The 17046-nt window shown below is 39.3% G+C and carries 16 protein-coding genes; 10 read left to right on the top strand and 6 right to left on the bottom strand.

All coding sequences use genetic code 11. The features are described from left to right. Positions 1 to 140 precede the first annotated feature (140 nt). From JHD79_RS08365 to JHD79_RS08355, 3 genes are all read left to right on the top strand, one after another. The gene (locus JHD79_RS08365) at positions 141 to 1157 is read left to right on the top strand and encodes an asparaginase (protein ID WP_199118771.1); all 1017 of its coding nucleotides are present in this window, start codon (positions 141 to 143) and stop codon (positions 1155 to 1157) included. Positions 1158 to 1393: 236 nt separating this feature from the next. Beyond that, on the top strand, positions 1394 to 2809 hold the full coding sequence (locus JHD79_RS08360; protein ID WP_199118770.1) for a rhodanese-like domain-containing protein: 1416 nt from the start codon (positions 1394 to 1396) through the stop codon (positions 2807 to 2809). Positions 2810 to 3024: 215 nt separating this feature from the next. Continuing rightward, a complete protein-coding gene (locus JHD79_RS08355; protein ID WP_370583311.1) occupies positions 3025 to 4005 on the top strand; it encodes a YpdA family putative bacillithiol disulfide reductase in 981 nt (326 codons plus the stop codon). A gap of 17 nt (positions 4006 to 4022) precedes the next feature. On the opposite strand, the gene JHD79_RS08350 is transcribed toward JHD79_RS08355, so the two are convergent. After that, a complete protein-coding gene (locus JHD79_RS08350) occupies positions 4023 to 5201 on the bottom strand; it encodes a TlpA disulfide reductase family protein (RefSeq protein WP_199118768.1) in 1179 nt (392 codons plus the stop codon). 183 nt (positions 5202 to 5384) lie between these two features. Here JHD79_RS08350 and JHD79_RS08345 point away from each other — a divergent pair, with 183 nt between their 5' ends. Beyond that, a complete protein-coding gene (locus JHD79_RS08345; protein WP_199118767.1) occupies positions 5385 to 6458 on the top strand; it encodes a sensor histidine kinase in 1074 nt (357 codons plus the stop codon). Continuing rightward, positions 6455 to 7132 carry a LytTR family DNA-binding domain-containing protein gene (locus JHD79_RS08340; RefSeq protein ID WP_199118766.1) on the top strand — a complete coding sequence of 226 codons (678 nt, stop codon included), beginning with the start codon at positions 6455 to 6457 and terminating at the stop codon, positions 7130 to 7132. Before JHD79_RS08345 ends, JHD79_RS08340 begins: the two co-directional genes overlap by 4 nt. A gap of 113 nt (positions 7133 to 7245) precedes the next feature. Here the strand turns inward: JHD79_RS08340 and JHD79_RS08335 are convergent, their stop codons facing one another. From JHD79_RS08335 to JHD79_RS08320, 4 genes are all read right to left on the bottom strand, one after another. After that, entirely contained in the window at positions 7246 to 8592 is a 1347-nt protein-coding gene (locus JHD79_RS08335) for a deoxyguanosinetriphosphate triphosphohydrolase (RefSeq protein WP_199118802.1), read from the bottom strand. 295 nt (positions 8593 to 8887) lie between these two features. Then, positions 8888 to 9229 (bottom strand): SRPBCC domain-containing protein, encoded by a 342-nt coding sequence (locus JHD79_RS08330; RefSeq protein ID WP_233164611.1) that lies wholly within the window; start codon positions 9227 to 9229, stop codon positions 8888 to 8890. Continuing rightward, complete coding sequence (locus tag JHD79_RS08325; RefSeq protein WP_199118765.1) at positions 9226 to 10098, bottom strand: patatin-like phospholipase family protein; 873 nt, start codon at positions 10096 to 10098, stop codon at positions 9226 to 9228. Before JHD79_RS08325 ends, JHD79_RS08330 begins: the two co-directional genes overlap by 4 nt. A 22-nt stretch (positions 10099 to 10120) precedes the next feature. Further along, positions 10121 to 11098 (bottom strand): carboxylesterase, encoded by a 978-nt coding sequence (locus JHD79_RS08320; protein WP_199118764.1) that lies wholly within the window; start codon positions 11096 to 11098, stop codon positions 10121 to 10123. Positions 11099 to 11168: 70 nt separating this feature from the next. On the opposite strand from JHD79_RS08320, the gene JHD79_RS08315 reads away from it, so the two are divergent. Together JHD79_RS08315 and JHD79_RS08310 are read left to right on the top strand one after the other, a co-directional pair. After that, positions 11169 to 12140 (top strand): polyprenyl synthetase family protein, encoded by a 972-nt coding sequence (locus tag JHD79_RS08315; protein WP_199118763.1) that lies wholly within the window; start codon positions 11169 to 11171, stop codon positions 12138 to 12140. Continuing rightward, complete coding sequence (locus JHD79_RS08310) at positions 12140 to 13189, top strand: TerC/Alx family metal homeostasis membrane protein (protein ID WP_199118762.1); 1050 nt, start codon at positions 12140 to 12142, stop codon at positions 13187 to 13189. The genes JHD79_RS08315 and JHD79_RS08310 overlap by 1 nt, the downstream gene beginning before the upstream one ends. A 38-nt stretch (positions 13190 to 13227) precedes the next feature. On the opposite strand, the gene ruvC is transcribed toward JHD79_RS08310, so the two are convergent. Next, on the bottom strand, positions 13228 to 13791 hold the full coding sequence (gene ruvC, locus JHD79_RS08305; protein ID WP_199118761.1) for a crossover junction endodeoxyribonuclease RuvC: 564 nt from the start codon (positions 13789 to 13791) through the stop codon (positions 13228 to 13230). Between the two features lie 42 nt (positions 13792 to 13833). Here ruvC and JHD79_RS08300 point away from each other — a divergent pair, with 42 nt between their 5' ends. Genes JHD79_RS08300 through JHD79_RS08290 form a run of 3 tightly spaced genes read left to right on the top strand, consistent with a single transcriptional unit; the run spans position 13834 to position 17019 of the window. Beyond that, the gene (locus tag JHD79_RS08300; protein ID WP_199118760.1) at positions 13834 to 14811 is read left to right on the top strand and encodes a lysylphosphatidylglycerol synthase domain-containing protein; all 978 of its coding nucleotides are present in this window, start codon (positions 13834 to 13836) and stop codon (positions 14809 to 14811) included. Beyond that, positions 14789 to 15928 (top strand): glycosyltransferase, encoded by a 1140-nt coding sequence (locus JHD79_RS08295; protein ID WP_199118759.1) that lies wholly within the window; start codon positions 14789 to 14791, stop codon positions 15926 to 15928. The genes JHD79_RS08300 and JHD79_RS08295 overlap by 23 nt, the downstream gene beginning before the upstream one ends. A 5-nt stretch (positions 15929 to 15933) precedes the next feature. Next, on the top strand, positions 15934 to 17019 hold the full coding sequence (locus JHD79_RS08290; protein WP_199118758.1) for an ABC transporter permease: 1086 nt from the start codon (positions 15934 to 15936) through the stop codon (positions 17017 to 17019). Positions 17020 to 17046 lie beyond the last annotated feature (27 nt).

The raw sequence follows: 17046 nt of genomic DNA, 5'->3' as shown, positions 1-17046 counted from the left end.
TTCTGAATAAATGCTCGTTTCGCTTATTGTTTTTACAATCGATCAATAAAATGGTTAAATATTTGCTAAATCTTGTTCACGTGGTAAAAAGCTGTGCGAATGTTGTTTAATTTGTACTTGCAATCCATAGCTGTACTTTAATGACTAAGATACTAATCATCTACACCGGGGGCACCATTGGCATGGTTAACGATGCCAAGACCGGTGTTTTAATTCCTTTTGATTTCGAACAGATTAAGGCCAATGTGCCAGAACTTGCCCGATTGGATTATGAGATGTCTGTACACTCATTCAATCCAATTATCGATTCGTCAAATATGCACCCCAACCAATGGAAGGTATTGGCCGAACTGATTAAGGAAAATTACGAAGAATTTGATGGTTTTGTCATTCTACATGGATCAGATACCATGTCTTTCACCGCTTCGGCATTAAGCTTTATGCTTAAGAACCTGGCCAAGCCTGTAATATTGACCGGTTCACAATTACCTATTGGGGAAATTAGGACAGATGCCAAGGAGAATTTAATTACCGCATTGGAAATAGCGGCGACAAAAAATAATGGAAAAGCTGTAGTGCCCGAAGTGTGCATCTATTTTGATAATCAATTGTTTAGAGGAAATAGGTCTATAAAATACAATACAGAGAAATTTGAGGCCTTTCGTTCGCCTAACTATCCAATTTTGGCCGAAGCAGGTGTGCTGTTGACCTTTTTTCATAAGGAAATTTTACCGGTGCCAACAGCGCCATTTTATATTCAAACTGAATTTGATGCCAATATTGGCGTTTTGAAGGTTTATCCAGGGATAACAGAAGAAGTAGTGGCCGCGGTAACCAAATCGAGGGTGAGGGCAATTGTATTGGAAACCTTTGGCTCGGGAAATACCACCACAGACGAATGGTTTACGGATGCCTTGGCGCAGGCTATAGACAATGGTAAGATTATTGTTGATATTTCACAATGTAAGCGCGGTTCGGTACAGTTAGGTATGTATGAAACCAGCAGCAAACTGAAAAAAATGGGGGTTGTAAGCGGCTACGATATGACTTTTGAAACTGCGGTAACCAAATTAATGTATCTGCTTGCCGCAGGCATTTCCGACGCAGAAATTAGACAGCAGATGGAAGTTTCGATTGTAGGTGAGTTAACTCATTAATCTTTAGGTGTTATACGTTTTCTTGTCGGTTTTAAAAAAGCGCTCACTAACGTTATTGTGACATTCTTGGTGCGGGTTCTTTTGGGCGCAGTGGAATTGATGAGCTAAAGTAAAACTTCTGCAATTATGACACCCATCATTATATAAGTAAGCATTAAACCTTATTTTTGTTAACGATTAATACGTATCATGGCTTGATACTTGATAGGTACTACTTGATTCTAATACACTGAAAAATGAAGATAGAGCAAATATATACGGGCTGTTTGGCAGAAGCTGCCTATTATATCGAAAGTAATGGCGAGGCTGCTATCATAGACCCACTTAGGGAAGTTTCTCCCTATTTAAAAAGGGCGGCACAGAGTGGAGCAACTATTAAATATATTTTTGAAACTCATTTTCATGCCGATTTTGTGTCTGGACATTTAGATCTGGCCGAAAAGTCTGGAGCAACTATTGTTTATGGACCAACGGCAACCACCGGATTTGAAGCGCATATTGCCCAAGATGGTGAACAATTTAAAATTGGAGCAGTAACCATTACTGCATTGCATACACCTGGACATACCTTAGAATCTACCACTTATCTGCTTAGCGACGAACAGGGCAAGCACCATTGTATTTTTAGTGGAGATACCTTGTTTATTGGCGATGTAGGAAGACCAGATCTGGCTCAAAAAGGTAGCTTAACCATGGACGATTTGGCGGGAATGCTCTACGATTCGCTAAATGAAAAGATAAAACCATTGGCCGATGAGGTCATTGTCTATCCGGGACATGGGGCAGGTTCTGCCTGTGGAAAAAGCATGAGCAAGGAAACTTTTGATACCTTGGGGCATCAAAAGCAGGTTAACTATGCCTTAAAGGCTGCTACCAAAGCGCAATTTATAGAAGAAGTAACCGATGGGATTTTACCTCCTCCTCAATATTTTGCAAAAAATGCGGCAATGAACAAAGGAGGGTACGAAAGCATTGATGAAGTATATCAAAAAGGACTGCAGCCATTAGACCCGCGGGCATTTGAAGATATGGCCAATCAAACAGGAGCGCTCATATTGGACACTCGAGATCCACAGGTTTTTGCTAAAGGCTTTATTCCAAATTCAATCAATATAGGCTTAAATGGACAATTCGCACCTTGGGTAGGCGCCTTAATTACCGACCTAAAGCAAAATATCTTGTTGGTGACCGAAGAGGGCAAAGCAGAAGAGACCATTACCCGCTTGGCCAGGGTAGGTTACGATTATACCATTGGCTATCTACAAGGTGGGATTGCTGCTTGGCAAAATGCCGGCAAGGAATTAGACCATATTAAATCCATAAAAGCAGAGGAGTTTGAACAGGTCTCTTTGCAAGATCCAACTTTATTGGCCTTGGATGTACGTAAACCCGGAGAATACGAAGCTGAGCACCTGGAAATAACCTGGTCTCGCCCTTTAGATTATATTAACGATTGGACAGCAGAGATGGATCCAAACAAGACTTATTATATCCACTGTGCAGGTGGTTATCGCTCTATGATTGCCGCATCGATCTTGAAGGCCCGTGGAATAGATCATGTAATAGATGTGGCTGGCGGATATAGTGCCATTAAAAACACTTCTTTAAAACGTACAGATTTTGCTTGTCCAAGTAAGGCCATGAAAGTTTAACGTCATGACCAGTTGTTAAGAGTGCTTGCTGCAATTTTTGGAAAGGAAACTTGGCCATCTTTTTTATATTAGAAAAACAATGACAATATAGCTTCGGTAACCACAGCCCCGCTTTTCGTTTTAATCTTTTTGCAGCTGTTATCCTGAGCCTGTTCAAGGAAATTGCAGCAAAAAGGATTTTCACTACAATCGGGTTTAATTTTTAAAGGAACAATATCTTGGCAACAGAAAATCAACATTACGATATCCTGATCATAGGTGCTGGCCCTATAGGTCTAGCTTGTGGAATAGAGGCCCAAAAGGCGGGTAAAAGCTATGTCATTATAGAAAAAGGGCCATTGGTGAATAGCTTATATCATTACCCTGTTTTCATGACCTTCTTTTCTACGTCGCAAAAACTCGAAATTGGGGGTGTTCCCTTTGTTAGCATCAGCAATAAGCCAAACCGTAATGAAGCTTTAGAATATTATCGCCGTGTAGCGGAGAAATTTGCATTAAATATCCGTCTTTTCGAAACTGTAGAACGAAGTGAAAAGCTGCCTAATGGTGATTTTGAAGTGTTCACGAATAAGTCTAACTATCAGGTAAAGCAGGTAATTGTTGCTACCGGGTTTTATGATATACCGGTACTCATGAATATACCGGGAGAAGAATTATCAAAAGTAAAACACTATTATCAAGACCCACATTTATACGCTTTTAGTAAGGTTGTGGTAGTGGGGGCAAATAATTCAGCTATTGATGTAGCTTTGGAGACTTACAGAAAAGGAGCTAAGGTTACCCTGGTCATTCGTGGTGGAGAAATTGGTTCGTACGTGAAATATTGGGTAAGGCCAGATATAGAGAACCGAATAAAGGAGGGCGAAATAAAGGTCTATTACCATAGCGAGCTAACCCATATTTCTCCAAATTCTGTGACCATAAAAACACCCGAGGGCCTAATTAACCTGGAAAATGATTTTGTGTTGGCCATGACCGGATATACGCCGAACTTTAAACTGCTGGCTAATTTGGGGGTACAGTTTGATAAAGAGCAAAACCCCATCCATCATACAGAAACCATGGAAACAAATGTGCCAGGACTATATTTGGCTGGGGTAGTTTGCGGAGGTATGGACACCCATAAATGGTATATCGAAAACTCTAGGGTCCATGCAGAACAAATCATGAAGCATATAGTAGGTGCCCAACGCTAAAGTGTATAAGTCTTAAATTAAAGATTTGATGATAATGCTTTCTTAATTGCCTTTTCAATTTCTATTTTGTCAAACCCTCTTGAGGTATAAATAACCTTGCCATTCTTATCCAATAATATGGAGGCTGGATAGGCATAAATACCCAGGTTATTGGCCAGCTTTTCACCATTATAGAGCATTTGATATTTTGGTTTTTCTCTTTGATAGAAGAAATCTATTTCCTCTTTTTTCTCATAGGCATTGATACTTAAGATTTCAATCTTCTTGCCATACTTTTCCTGTAACGTTTTTATTTCTGGAAAAGCCAACATACAATAACCACAGTTTTTAATCCAAAACTCCATCAAAACAATTTTGCCTTTGAGATCAATAGATTGTAGGGTATCTGAATTTGTGGGATCGTATTTAGGCAGTGTCCAATTTTGGAGAAAGCTACCAACCATAACCATTGGTTTTTGGGTGCCTTTCTTTTGGGGTTCGTAACCCTTATAACTAGAATAATACCACGAATCTTCTGCGGGAGATTTTGGATTGACATTGATGTTCGTGAAAATCGTTTTGGTATAATATTGATCTTTGGAGATACTGTTCCCGTCAAAAACCATAAAAGGTAAAGCAGTTGTTTTGTCGATGATCAATTTATAATATTTGATTACCTCACTATCAAAACTGGCAAACCCGTTTGGAAATTCCATCGTTTTTTTGTTCAATGCAAATTGTACGAGATCATAACTTTTACCGTCAATTACGGTGTCTTTTAATGATTTTGGAATGCCTTGGTCCTTTAATAATAAGGGGAGGACGATGCGGATGGTGGTGATGGAATTATAGAGTAGAGATATGCTTCCAAGTTGTTTTGCTGTCCTTTTTTCTAGTTCCACGGTTTTGTCAGCATGGTCTAAAAGAAAATATTCTGTTCCATTATAGACCTGCAGACTTTTTTCATTTTGAAGTTGAAACTTCGCTACTTTTCCATCAGCTGCAGAATCATATTCAAAGTAACTGTTCCCGCTATTCTTTGAAAAGTAATTGTCTTTGAAATTATTGATTTCTCTATAACTACTATAGGAGATGGATTTTAGGCTGTTGAGTATTTCACTTGTCTTGCCAATTACATTTTCGACTGTTGCTACATTTTGGGCCGACGCCATGCTAACGGTAGATAATAAAACTAAAAAGGTTAAGCTATATTTCATGATTTTAAGTTTTTGTTTTACAAATCTATACATCGCAATGAAGCCTTTTTTATGAATTAGACCGGGTGGTTGATTAATTCGACAGAAAGGTCAAAATTAATTTTAGTCTAAAAAATGTGGGTTTTAGTCGAAAAGTAAAATCAATTGAAAAAGAGCTAGACAAATATTATTTACCTTGGTGCCATGTTCAAGCTCAAGACTAAAACAGATTGGAAGTACTTCAAGATAGAATTGATCTTCTTTATCTTCATCTGTTATGTTGGCTCAATCATAAGCGATATCGAATATAGTTTCTATGAGGAGAACAATTTATGGAATTTTACCCATGCCTTAGAGTATAGGTTAGTTATTGGTACGTATATTTTTATCTTCTATAGCATTTATTACTGGGTGTTTTTAAAAGGTTATGTGTTTAAGAAAAAAACCATCCCAATTGTGATAAGTGTGGCCTTTTTTGTTGTTTTAAGCCATATGTACGACAAATATGTAATGAACTGGTCCATTACTAAATTACCTTTTGTATCAGCTGAGCTGAAAGCAAGGGCTTTTAAAGATTTTAGTAGACCAACCTTATACTTTATCATCAGTTATACACTTAACCGCATTCTTTTTACCATTATCGGTTTTGCTTTTTTGATCCGGTCTTTACAACAGGATGAACAACTAAAAACATTAAAAGAGCAACAATTAATTTCCGAATTGACCTATTTAAAAGCACAGTTGCAACCCCATTTCTTTTTTAATACATTAAATAATATATATAGCCTGGCTTTGAAACAAGATAAGGATACAGCGCCATTGGTGGCTAAATTGGCAGAAATGATGCGTTATATTTTATACAGGACGGAAAATCAATTAGTGCCTTTGCATGATGAGATCGCATTTATAAAAAATTATGTAGAAGTAGAGAACATTCGTTATCGTGCGGCAATAAATATTAATTTTGATGCACAGGGCGTGGACAAAGGGGGTCAAATTAGTCCTTTGCTATTACTGCCATTTATAGAGAACGCCTTTAAGCACGGGGTAGAAGAAGAGGAAAAGGAAGGCTTTGTGAAGATTATCATCTGCAAAACAGAAGAAGAGCTGACCATGGAAGTGAGCAATAGTATAGCAAGTAGGCAAAGCAATAGGGGAGGAATCGGTTTGATAAATGTGAAGAAGAGATTGGAAATATTATATCCACAAAAGCATATGCTAGAGATACAAAGTAACAATGGAGTTTATCAGGTAATTTTAACACTAAAGATGACATGATCAAATGCTTAATTGTAGATGATGAGCCATTAGCGCAAGACATCCTGGAAACTTATATCAACAGCCATGAAAACTTATGTTTGGTAAAAAAAAGTAGCACAGCTTTTGAAGCCTTTGAAATATTGCACCAACAACAGATAGATTTAATGTTTTTGGATGTGAAGATGCCTGCCTTAAGCGGGATAGATTTTCTAAAATCGCTTAAAAATCCACCAGCGGTTATTTTTACAACAGCTTTTCCCGAATATGCCGTAACCAGTTATGAGTTAGAAGCCGTAGATTATCTTTTAAAGCCAATTACCAACGAACGTTTTCAGAAGAGCATACAAAAATTTCTTAAATTAACCGTAATGGCAGTTGACGAGGAAAAGGACTATACCTATTTCAAGGTTTCAGGAAAACTATTAAAAGTGTTGCATATTGAACTTTTTTATGCCCAATCTATCAAAGATTATATTATGCTGTATACCAGAAATGGTAATTTCATGGTGCATATGACCATGAAATATTTAGAGGAACTGTTGCCGAAAAAGCAATTTGTAAGAATTCACCGTTCTTATTTGATTAATCAGGATTATCTTTTGGAGATGGGGAAGAACCAGGTTAGGATTCATAACGTAGAAATCCCCATTGGAGAAAACTATCGTAAAAACCTAGCGGCGGTAAAAAGTTAAAGATATGTTAAGCTTAGAAACCCCGTAGGTTTTTATTGTTCAACGGTAAAGTTGAGAGACTTCGCCTTTTAAAGCCTACGAGGTTGGATAAATTTTGTTCAAATGTGCCCAGCCTAAGTTACCGAAGGGAAGGAAATTCCCTTAATCTTACTATAGAGCTCAACAGCATAAAGGTCGGTCATGCCAGAAACAAAATCCAGCACACTTTGTATTTTTGAATACAGGTCGTCCTGTTCGTTTTGAAACTGTTGAGGGATGAGCTTTACCAACTTTCTGTAGTAATGCGTATCATTATGTACCCATGCAGGTACAAATTCTTCCAATAGACCTGCCATTACTTTATAGCCAGAAACCTCTTTTTGGATAACCGACTCGTAATTATAGATTTTTTCTATCGAGATTTTTTCAATGGCCTGCCAAGCGGTAAGGTAATGTTCAGGAAGTGCATCTGTGAGGCTCTTGTTAAAATGGCCACTTAAGATCTGGTCTTGTGCCTCATAAAAAATTCCTGAGCATTCCTGTATTAAGGTGTTAATGGCTTTTGCCCTTAACAAACTTATTTTGGCATCTTCGTCCTCAATTTCATTTTTTAGTCTTGCATCTAACCTTTCGTCATTGCAAAGCGGTAATAAAAGCGTTTTGACTTCTTCAAAACTTAATATTTTTAATCGATGGGCGTCTTCCAGGTCGATGATATTATAGCAGATATCGTCGGCAGCTTCAACCAAGTAGGTGAGCGGGTGGCGTAGGTAAACTAAGGGAGCCTCATTTTCTTTGATCATGCCCAATGCATTGGCAATGGTGCTAAAGGTTTCCTTTTCCGATTGAAAGAAACCATATTTCTTTTTATGCCTAAACTTTTTATCATGCCCAATGCTCGATTCGCAGGGATATTTGGCAATTGCGGCCAAAGTAGGATAGGTAAGGGCATAAGCGCCGTTGCCCTTGCCCTTAAAACCATGGGTTAGTATGCGAATAGCATTTGCATTGCCTTCAAAATGGGTGAAATCTTTTTTTTGATCCTCACTTAATTGTTCAAGGTATTTTTTTCCTTCTCCATCTGTAAAATACCTTGAAATGGCAGCTTCGCCAGAATGGCCAAAAGCAGGATTGCCCAAGTCATGGGCCAATGCTGCTGCGGCAACAATATTGCCCACCTCGCTCATTAATGGTTGGTCATTATCGATAGTTGGCTGGTCTTTTTTTAGCTGATGGTAAAATATGCGGCCCAAAGAGCGGCCAACACTTGCTACCTCTAAGCTATGGGTGAGCCTGTTGTGTACAAATATGCTTCCAGGGAGCGGAAAAACTTGGGTTTTGTTTTGTAGCCTCCTAAATGGAGACGAAAAGATCAATCTGTCGTAATCTCTTTGGAATTGAGATCTTGCCTCATCTGTATCTTCGTTTAATTTTTTCTCATGCCCCCATCGCTGTGAAGATAGGAGCTGTTTCCAATCCATCATATTATTTATTTTAGCCAATTACCTAAGTGGTAAGTATATTTTGCCTTGTAAACATCTACCCGTTTTTTGAATTTCTTCTTTTATTGGGAATAGCCCCATTTAGAGTCCAAGTTTGGTTTAAATTTTCTGCGATGTTAAGCAATTTTTTGGTGTGGTTAAACTATAATGTATATTTCTGTGGCAGATTATTCCTTGAGAAACTTGTCACCAATCAAATTCAATTGAAGTCCGTATTCCAGATAAGCCTTTAAACCATCCAGCACCGTTGTGAAACCACCGGTGCTATCTTTGATCACAGCGATGAGCTCGTCGCCCGTTTGATGGAAGCCGTAGTTTTAATTACCACATAGGTACGTTCGTTGTCAATGGCTTGAAAATCAAAATCAACTATAGTGGCAGGTGTATCCCACTCGAGTATGATTTTTTTGTCTTCGATAATTTCTTTGACCACCACTTCTGTAGAAACATTGTACATTTCCCATTGCCAGGTAATGCTTTTTCCAGCTGCCAGTTTGCCACTGGACTTGGTGAACCAAAAGTTACGGGTGATGGAAGGATCTATAAAGGCATTAAAAACCATTCTGACAGGTTTTCTGATTAGCATTTGGGTTTCTACACATGGAAGGTTGTTCATGTTATTGATTTTTTGATTGGAGGATGATCAATAAGCGCCATGGCTTTATCATAAGCCTTTTCACCCATTTCTATTAATTGATTCGATTTGTGGAAGTCGAAGGTGCCACAGCTATTTCTGGGAATTTCTACCACCAGGTCAGGCTGATAGTGGGCTATGGTCAATTGGGCCAACCTGTCCTGGGTAAAATCATAAGAGGTGTTCATCAAGTCGAAAAGGGAAATTTTGGGCGTGGTGTTTTTTACCCCGCTGTTCCAATATTTATATAGCCAACTTTTGCTTTTCTCTTTAGGGGCTTCTTTTTGGTCGGATATAGGTATATTTCTTCCGTTGATGTTTACGGCTACAACGAGGGTGTCTTCTCGTTTTTGGATTAAGCTAAGTGGCAATGGGTTAAGTACGCCGCCATCTACCAAAATACTGTCTTCGGCCAATACAGGTGTAAATACGCCAGGAATGGAAATGGTAGAGCGTAGGGCGGTAAATAGATTGCCGGAGCGATAGTGTACTTCTTCCATATGCAACATGTCGGTGGCCACGGCGGTAAAAGGGATTTTAAGGTTTTCAATTTGCTGATCACCGGTAATTTTGGCAATTAAATTCCATATTTTCTCTCCTTTTACAAAGCCCCTGCTATTTAAGGTGAAATCTAGTAAGCTGAATACATTACTTCTGGTTAAGGTTTTCAGCCAATCTTTATAGGCGCCTAAAAAACCGGCACAATATAAACCGCCCACTACTGCGCCCATCGAACAACCTACCACTTCGCATATTTCATAACCATCTTTTTCTAAGCCTTCAATCACGCCAATGTGGGCTATTCCCCTGGCACCCCCACTCCCCAGAACCAACTGTACTTTTTTCTTCATTATAAAAAATGAAATTGATCAGCTAATAATTTTCTTTTGCAAATTGTGCAATGGCCTTTTCTACTCCTGCAACATCTTTTGAGGTAATAAATGAGCCTATTACGTGGTTCCCCGTATGGGGTAGTGCCAATTTTTGCTTTTTACCAGCTGGAGTGCCCAATTCGTCGAACATTTTGAGCATGGCAGATATACTTACTACAGGATCTTGTTCTTTTTCATTTTTATAGTAATACAATAAGAGGGTAGGCTGAGTCACTTTTTTAAACAATGTGCTGCTCATGGAGGTTTCCAATAATTCCTGAAGCTCAACCACAGATTCCAAACGATAATGGGTATACCAGTACTTTTGGTATAAAGGGCTCCTCCCATCTACTCTTCTTTCGTCTCCACCAGTTACCAGTCGTGCAATCTGTAATCCCCAAGGATTATTAAGCATCCAGGCCTTATTGTCGTTAATGGCAATGTTTGGCGATAAAAGGATAAGGCTGTGTACTTCGGGATAGGTGGCGGCCAACTTTAAAGCTAATGTTCCGCCCGTGGAAGTACCTGCCAAAATGACTTTCTTGCCTAATTTCTTACCAATGGCGTAGGCCTGTTGGGCGCTTTCCCAAAGTCTATCGGCAGTAAGGTATTGCATGGGGGCTATGGTATCAATGCCATGATCGGCTAATCGGGCCAAATATAAATTGGCCCCTATGGACTTGGCAAAAGTCTTATGGACAGGGTCGCCTTCTTCTTTCGAGGCAGAAAAGCCATGTAGGTAAACTACAGCATAAGCGGTTTGCTGATGACTGCTGTCTGCCCATACAATTTGGGCATTGTTGCCTGGCTTTATTCGATGCTTAGCTTCCTGTTGATCAATAAACGTTGTTAAAGAATCTATAGATGGAACCTTAGGTAAATCCTGTCGATAAATTGGTGTTTTAGGTTTGGGGCCTACCAAATAACCAAGGGCAAGCAGAACTAAAATGGAGCCGAGTATTCTTAAAAAGATTTTCATGCGAATAGTTTCATTAAAAATACGCTTTTAATGGAAATTCAACTAAGTTTGCAAACAGATTTTTAGCTAGATGCCCGGAATAGATAAAATAAAACTACCTATTGCAGAAGAGATTGATGCATTTGAAATCAAGTTCAAGGACTCGATGCACAGTAATGCACCTTTGCTCAATCGTATTACCCATTATATTGTAAAGCGAAAAGGAAAGCAGATGCGTCCAATGTTTGTATTCTTTGCGGCTAAACTTTGTGGTGGCATAGTAGAATCTACACACCATGGTGCGGCCTTGGTAGAGCTCCTGCATACGGCAACCTTGGTGCACGACGATGTGGTAGACAATGCCTATGAAAGAAGAGGCTTTTTTTCGATCAATGCGCTATGGAAGAATAAGATTGCCGTTTTGGTTGGCGATTATCTATTGGCGAAAGGCTTGCTGCTTTCGGTAAACAATAATGAATTTTCCCTTTTAAAGATCGTTTCCGAGGCTGTACAGCAAATGAGCGAAGGAGAATTGCTGCAAATAGAGAAGGTACGTAGAATGGATATTGGAGAAGAGCTCTATTTTAACGTAATTCGCCAGAAAACAGCTTCCCTTATTGCTTCATGTTGTTCCTGTGGTGCCGCCTCTACTGGAGCATCTCCCGAAGTGGTGGAAAAAATGAGGTTGTTTGGAGAGTTGGTGGGCATTGCCTTTCAGATAAAAGACGATACTTTCGATTTTGGTACAGATGATGTGGGCAAACCTTTGGGGATTGATATTAAGGAAAAGAAAGTTACTTTACCACTGATCTATGCGCTGAACAGGTCGGATAAGGCAGAACGCAAAAGAATTATCAACCTGGTAAAAAACCATCAGGATGATCCAAAGAAAATACAAGAGATCATTGATTTTGTGAATAGCAAGGATGGCGTACATTATGCCAACCAAAAAATGCTGGAATACCAGAATAAAGCTTTTGAAATTTTATATGAATTTCCGGAAGGTGATGCCAGAACAGGACTGGAACAATTGGTAAGATACACAACAGAACGAAAAAAATAATGTCGCACGAATTATTATTTATTGGTGGTTTTTTGCTCTTCATAGTGCTTATACTTGCACTTGATTTAGGACTTTTTAGTAAACGCGATCATACCATTAGTCTTAAACAAGCTGCGGTGATGAGCTTCGTAATGGTGGTATTGGCTTTGAGCTTCTACCTTTTGCTCATCCTAAAGGGGGAATATCTACATGGAATAGATAGCTTTGAAAAGCTTGAACAGATTGTGAAGGCACATCAGCACCAGATCACTTTGGTGCCTGGGCATTTCGAAGAGAGCCTTCTTATCTATAAGAAAAACCTGGGCATTGAATTTTTAACGGGCTATGTGATAGAATATGCCCTTTCGGTAGATAATATTTTTGTCATCGTACTTATTTTTTCAGCTTTCGCCGTTCCGGAGAAATATTACCATAGGGTTTTGTTCTGGGGTATTTTGGGCGCCATTATCATGCGGTTTATCTTCATTTTTGCAGGAGCGGCCCTAATTAACCAGTTTGCTTGGATCTTATATGTTTTTGGTGCTTTTCTGGTCTTTACAGGAATAAGAATGTTCTTCTCTAAAGAAGATGACGATGCCATTGATCCGGCCAACCATAAAGTGGTAAAATTTGTATCCAGGTTTTTTAAAATCCACCCGCACTATGAAGGAAAGAAATTCTTTCATAAAGTAAACGGCAAGAAATTATTAACACCTTTATTCCTGGTATTATTGATCGTAGAATTTACCGATCTGATTTTTGCGGTAGATTCTATTCCCGCTATATTTGCGGTGACCAAAGATGCCTATATCGTCTTCTTTTCTAATATTTTTGCCATTATGGGCCTAAGGTCCATGTTCTTTCTATTGGTGAATATTATCCATAAATTCCATTACCTTAAAACAGGCCTCGCATTTTTATTGACTTTTATCGGTGTTAAAATGTTGGCCCACGATTATTTGAAACTGTGGGGGTTTACAACCGAGCATTCGCTGATTATCATCGTCGCTATCTTGGCCATTAGCGTGATTGCTTCGTTGATGTTTCCGAAGAAGAAACTTAAAGTATAGAAATTGTTAGCTAAAACAAAGCCAACAATTAAAAGCGCTTACTTCACCCGCTTCTTGTTATCGCTTACGAAAGCTTCCCAGCCAGAATAGCTTTTGCTTTTTCCACTGGTAGGTATTCTCTGAAAAGAATGGCAGACGGCTACGGCCAGTCCATCGGTGGCATCCAAAAATTCTGGTGTTTCGTTAAAGTTGAGCAGGCGTTGCAGCATGGCCGCTACTTGTTCTTTGCTGGCCGTACCCTTTCCGGTAATGGATTGTTTTATTTTTCTGGGCGCATATTCTGTTACGGAAATATCCCTTGAAAGTGCTGCTGCCATGGCAATCCCCTGCGCCCTGCCTAACTTTAGCATGACCTGTATGTTTTTTCCATAAAAAGGTGCCTCGATAGCTAAAGCATCTGGTTTGTAGGTGTCTATAAGGCCTATGGTCTGCTCAAAGATGCGTTTTAGCTTTAAAAAATGGTCATCAAGATGGTCCATACGCACCACGCCCATGTTCAACAGTTCCATTTTGCTTCCTTTTTCTAAGATCACCCCATAACCCATAATAGCAGTACCTGGGTCTACTCCCAATATTACACGTTCCTTTTTTTCAACCAACATACAACAATATTAAGCATATTTGCACACACAAAAAGCAATAGTTTGACATCTAATTACAAAAAAATATTAACCACCCTGATCAAGATTGCCGTAGTGGTTTTCGCTTTTTGGTTTATCTACCATAAATTAACAAAACATAACGACTTAAAACAGTTTGTTTTATTGGTAAAAGATATTCCACCTGTACAGGTTTGGAGCGTGGTGACCATTGTTTTTTTATTGATGTTTTTGAATTGGGGAGTTGAGGCGGTCAAATGGCAGAAATTGATTGCCAAGGTAGAGCAAATAAGCCTATGGAGTGCCATCGAATCTGTTTTTTGTGGATTAACATGGGCTGTTTTTACCCCTAATAGGATAGGAGAGTACGGAGGAAGGGTTTTCTTTTTGTCGCCCAAACGTAGGATTGCGGGGGTGGTGGCCATGACTGTGGGCAACATGGGACAGTTGGTGTTGACCAATGTATTCGGAGCAATCGGGGTCTGTGTGTTTATCTATAGGTTCATCCCGCTCGAACCCATACTGTTCCTTGCCGTTTGTGGTCTGGCTTTTGTGTTTGCCCTGTTCTTCTTGGTTTTTTACTTCAACATTAAATGGTTGAATGGTATTTTGCTGGCCATGAGGATAACGAGGAAATACAAAAAGTTTTATGCGGTTTTGGGCAGTTATAAAAAGTCTGAACTCTTAAAGATCCTGCTTTTCTGTTTAGCCCGATATGCCGTTTTCACTACGCAGTATTTCATCATGTTTTTATGGTTGATCCCCGAACTGAACCTGCTGGATATGCTCATATTGGTGCCTATCCTATTTTTTGTTCAATCGGCCTTGCCTTCATTAGATTTGCTCGACATAGGCATTAGAAGCGTTACCGCACTGTTCTTTTTTAAATATGTTACCCCACAAAATGCGGCAGTAGTGGCATGCATTGCAAGTATTTGGCTCGTCAATATTATAATTCCTGCTATATTAGGATCTTATTTCGTGTTTAAACTCAATTTTTTTGGAAATTCTCAACGGCATTAGTTACTTTTTTGTTTTTTTAACCCTTATTTATGTATTCGTAGTCATTACATTTATTAGGGGTTGGGCCAAAATACCTGTTTTTAAAAGAAGCAAAAAAAGGCTTTCCACGTTGGTGTCCATCATTGTTGCTGCACGTAATGAAGAAGATAAGATTGCCAGTACCATAAATGATATTCTTGCACAAGATTATGAAGGTCATTTGTTTGAATTAATCGTAGTCGATGATCATTCTACCGACACTACGGCGCAGGTTGTAGCTGCTTATGCTGAAGACGGGGTAAAACTCATCAGGCTGAACGAAGATCTTGCCCTTAATTCTTATAAGAAGAAAGCAATACAAACCGCTATTGGCCAGGCGAAAGGTGAACTGATTATCACTACCGATGCCGATTGTAGGATGGGCAAAGGCTGGCTGAGTACCATTGTAGATTGTTATGAAACCAATGGTTATAAAATGATATCGTCGCCAGTGGCCTATTTTGAAGAAAAAGGTTTTTTTGAAGAGGCGCAGTCCTTGGAATTTGCCTACTTGATAGGTTTGGGGGCTTCTACTATTGGCAATAAAAATCCAAGTACCTGCAATGGAGCCAATTTGGCCTATGAAAAACAAGCATTTCATGAAGTTGGCGGATTTAAAGGAATAGACGATCTGGCATCTGGAGATGATGAACTTTTATTGCACAAAATATCAGCTATTTATGGGAACCAGATAGGCTTTCTTAAAAATGAAGGGGCCATTGTGTACACCCATGCCAAAGCAACTTTGCGGGAATTTATCCAACAACGTAGGCGTTGGGCTTCCAAAAGCACCCGTTACAAAGAGAAGTCGGTAATTATTTTGGGCGTTAGCGTATGGCTGTTCAACCTTAGCATTATCATCAATGCGATATTGAGTATTTTCTTTCCGGCTAATTACCTGCCATTTCTATATTTCCAATTAGGTGCCAAGCTTGTTATAGAGTTCATTTTCTTGAATAATGTTATGGCATTCTTTAAAAGAAAGGCGTTGCTGGTGTGTTTGCCCATATTAAATGTACTGCATATTATATACATTGTTTATATTGGCATAGCTGGAAATTCGGGCAAGTACAATTGGAAAGGTCGTATGGTTAAATAGAATAAATGAGCAAGAAAGCCCCCTCAAAAGTTTGGAAGAAATTTAAGCGTAATAAACTTGCCTTTGCAGGCCTGATTTTTATTGTGCTGTTGATGGTCGTTGGTGTATTAGGTTATCTGATTACACCTGACCAGACCCCTTATGCCAATACCATGCATTTACAGTTAAGTAATAAAAAGCCTGGACGAACCTTCCAGTTTTTGATTATAAGCAGAAATGATCAGGTCAAAAAAGTTGGCTTTCTTCATAGAATGCTATATGGTCAAGAGGCTAATTATAAAAGTATTCCCATAACATCTTATCGAGTGGAAGGTGATAAGGTTATTGCTAAAGAATATATAGGAGATGATGAACTGGCTGAAGATGCTGCTTTTCCACTTGTTTCTGGTGAGTTTGCCTATAAACAAACTTATTATTTGGGTACAGATATGTATGGGCGGGACATGCTGAGCCGTCTAATTCTAGGGGTTAGGGTTTCGTTATCGATAGGTTTAATGGCTGTACTAATTTCTATGTTTATCGGTGTTGGCTTAGGTGCTATTGCAGGTTATTTCGGTGGGAAAATAGATGCCGCCATCAGTTGGTTTATGAATGTGATCTGGTCTTTGCCTTCCTTATTATTGGTGATTGCCATTTCATTTGCATTGGGTAAAGGTTTTTGGCAGATTTTTATTGCGGTGGGCCTATCTACATGGGTAGATGTGGCGCGTTTGGTTCGCGGACAGGTCATGGCGCTTAAGCAGGTAGAATTTGTGGAAGCAGCCAAATCATTGGGTTTTTCTAATGGCAGGATTATTATAAAACACATTCTGCCCAACATAGCGGGACCAATTTTGGTGGTCGCCTCAGCTAATTTTGCCTCTGCCATTCTACTCGAAACCGGATTAAGTTTCTTGGGTTTTGGAGCACAACCACCAATGCCCAGTTGGGGTACCATGATTAAAGAACATTACGGTTATATTATTATGGATGCCGCCTATCTGGCAGTGCTACCTGGCCTGGCCATTATGCTTACAGTTTATGCTTTCAACCTAATAGCCATTGGTCTTCGTGATGCCTTTGATGTAAAAGGTCAGAATACCAGCGTTTAAGTGGTTGTTTTCGATCTTTAAGGGACT

This window comes from Pedobacter sp. ASV28, assembly GCF_016428855.1.
GTDB lineage: Bacteria > Bacteroidota > Bacteroidia > Sphingobacteriales > Sphingobacteriaceae > Pedobacter.
The sequence above is the reverse complement of the archived record's forward strand: the minus strand, read 5'-3'. Positions and strand labels throughout refer to the sequence as shown.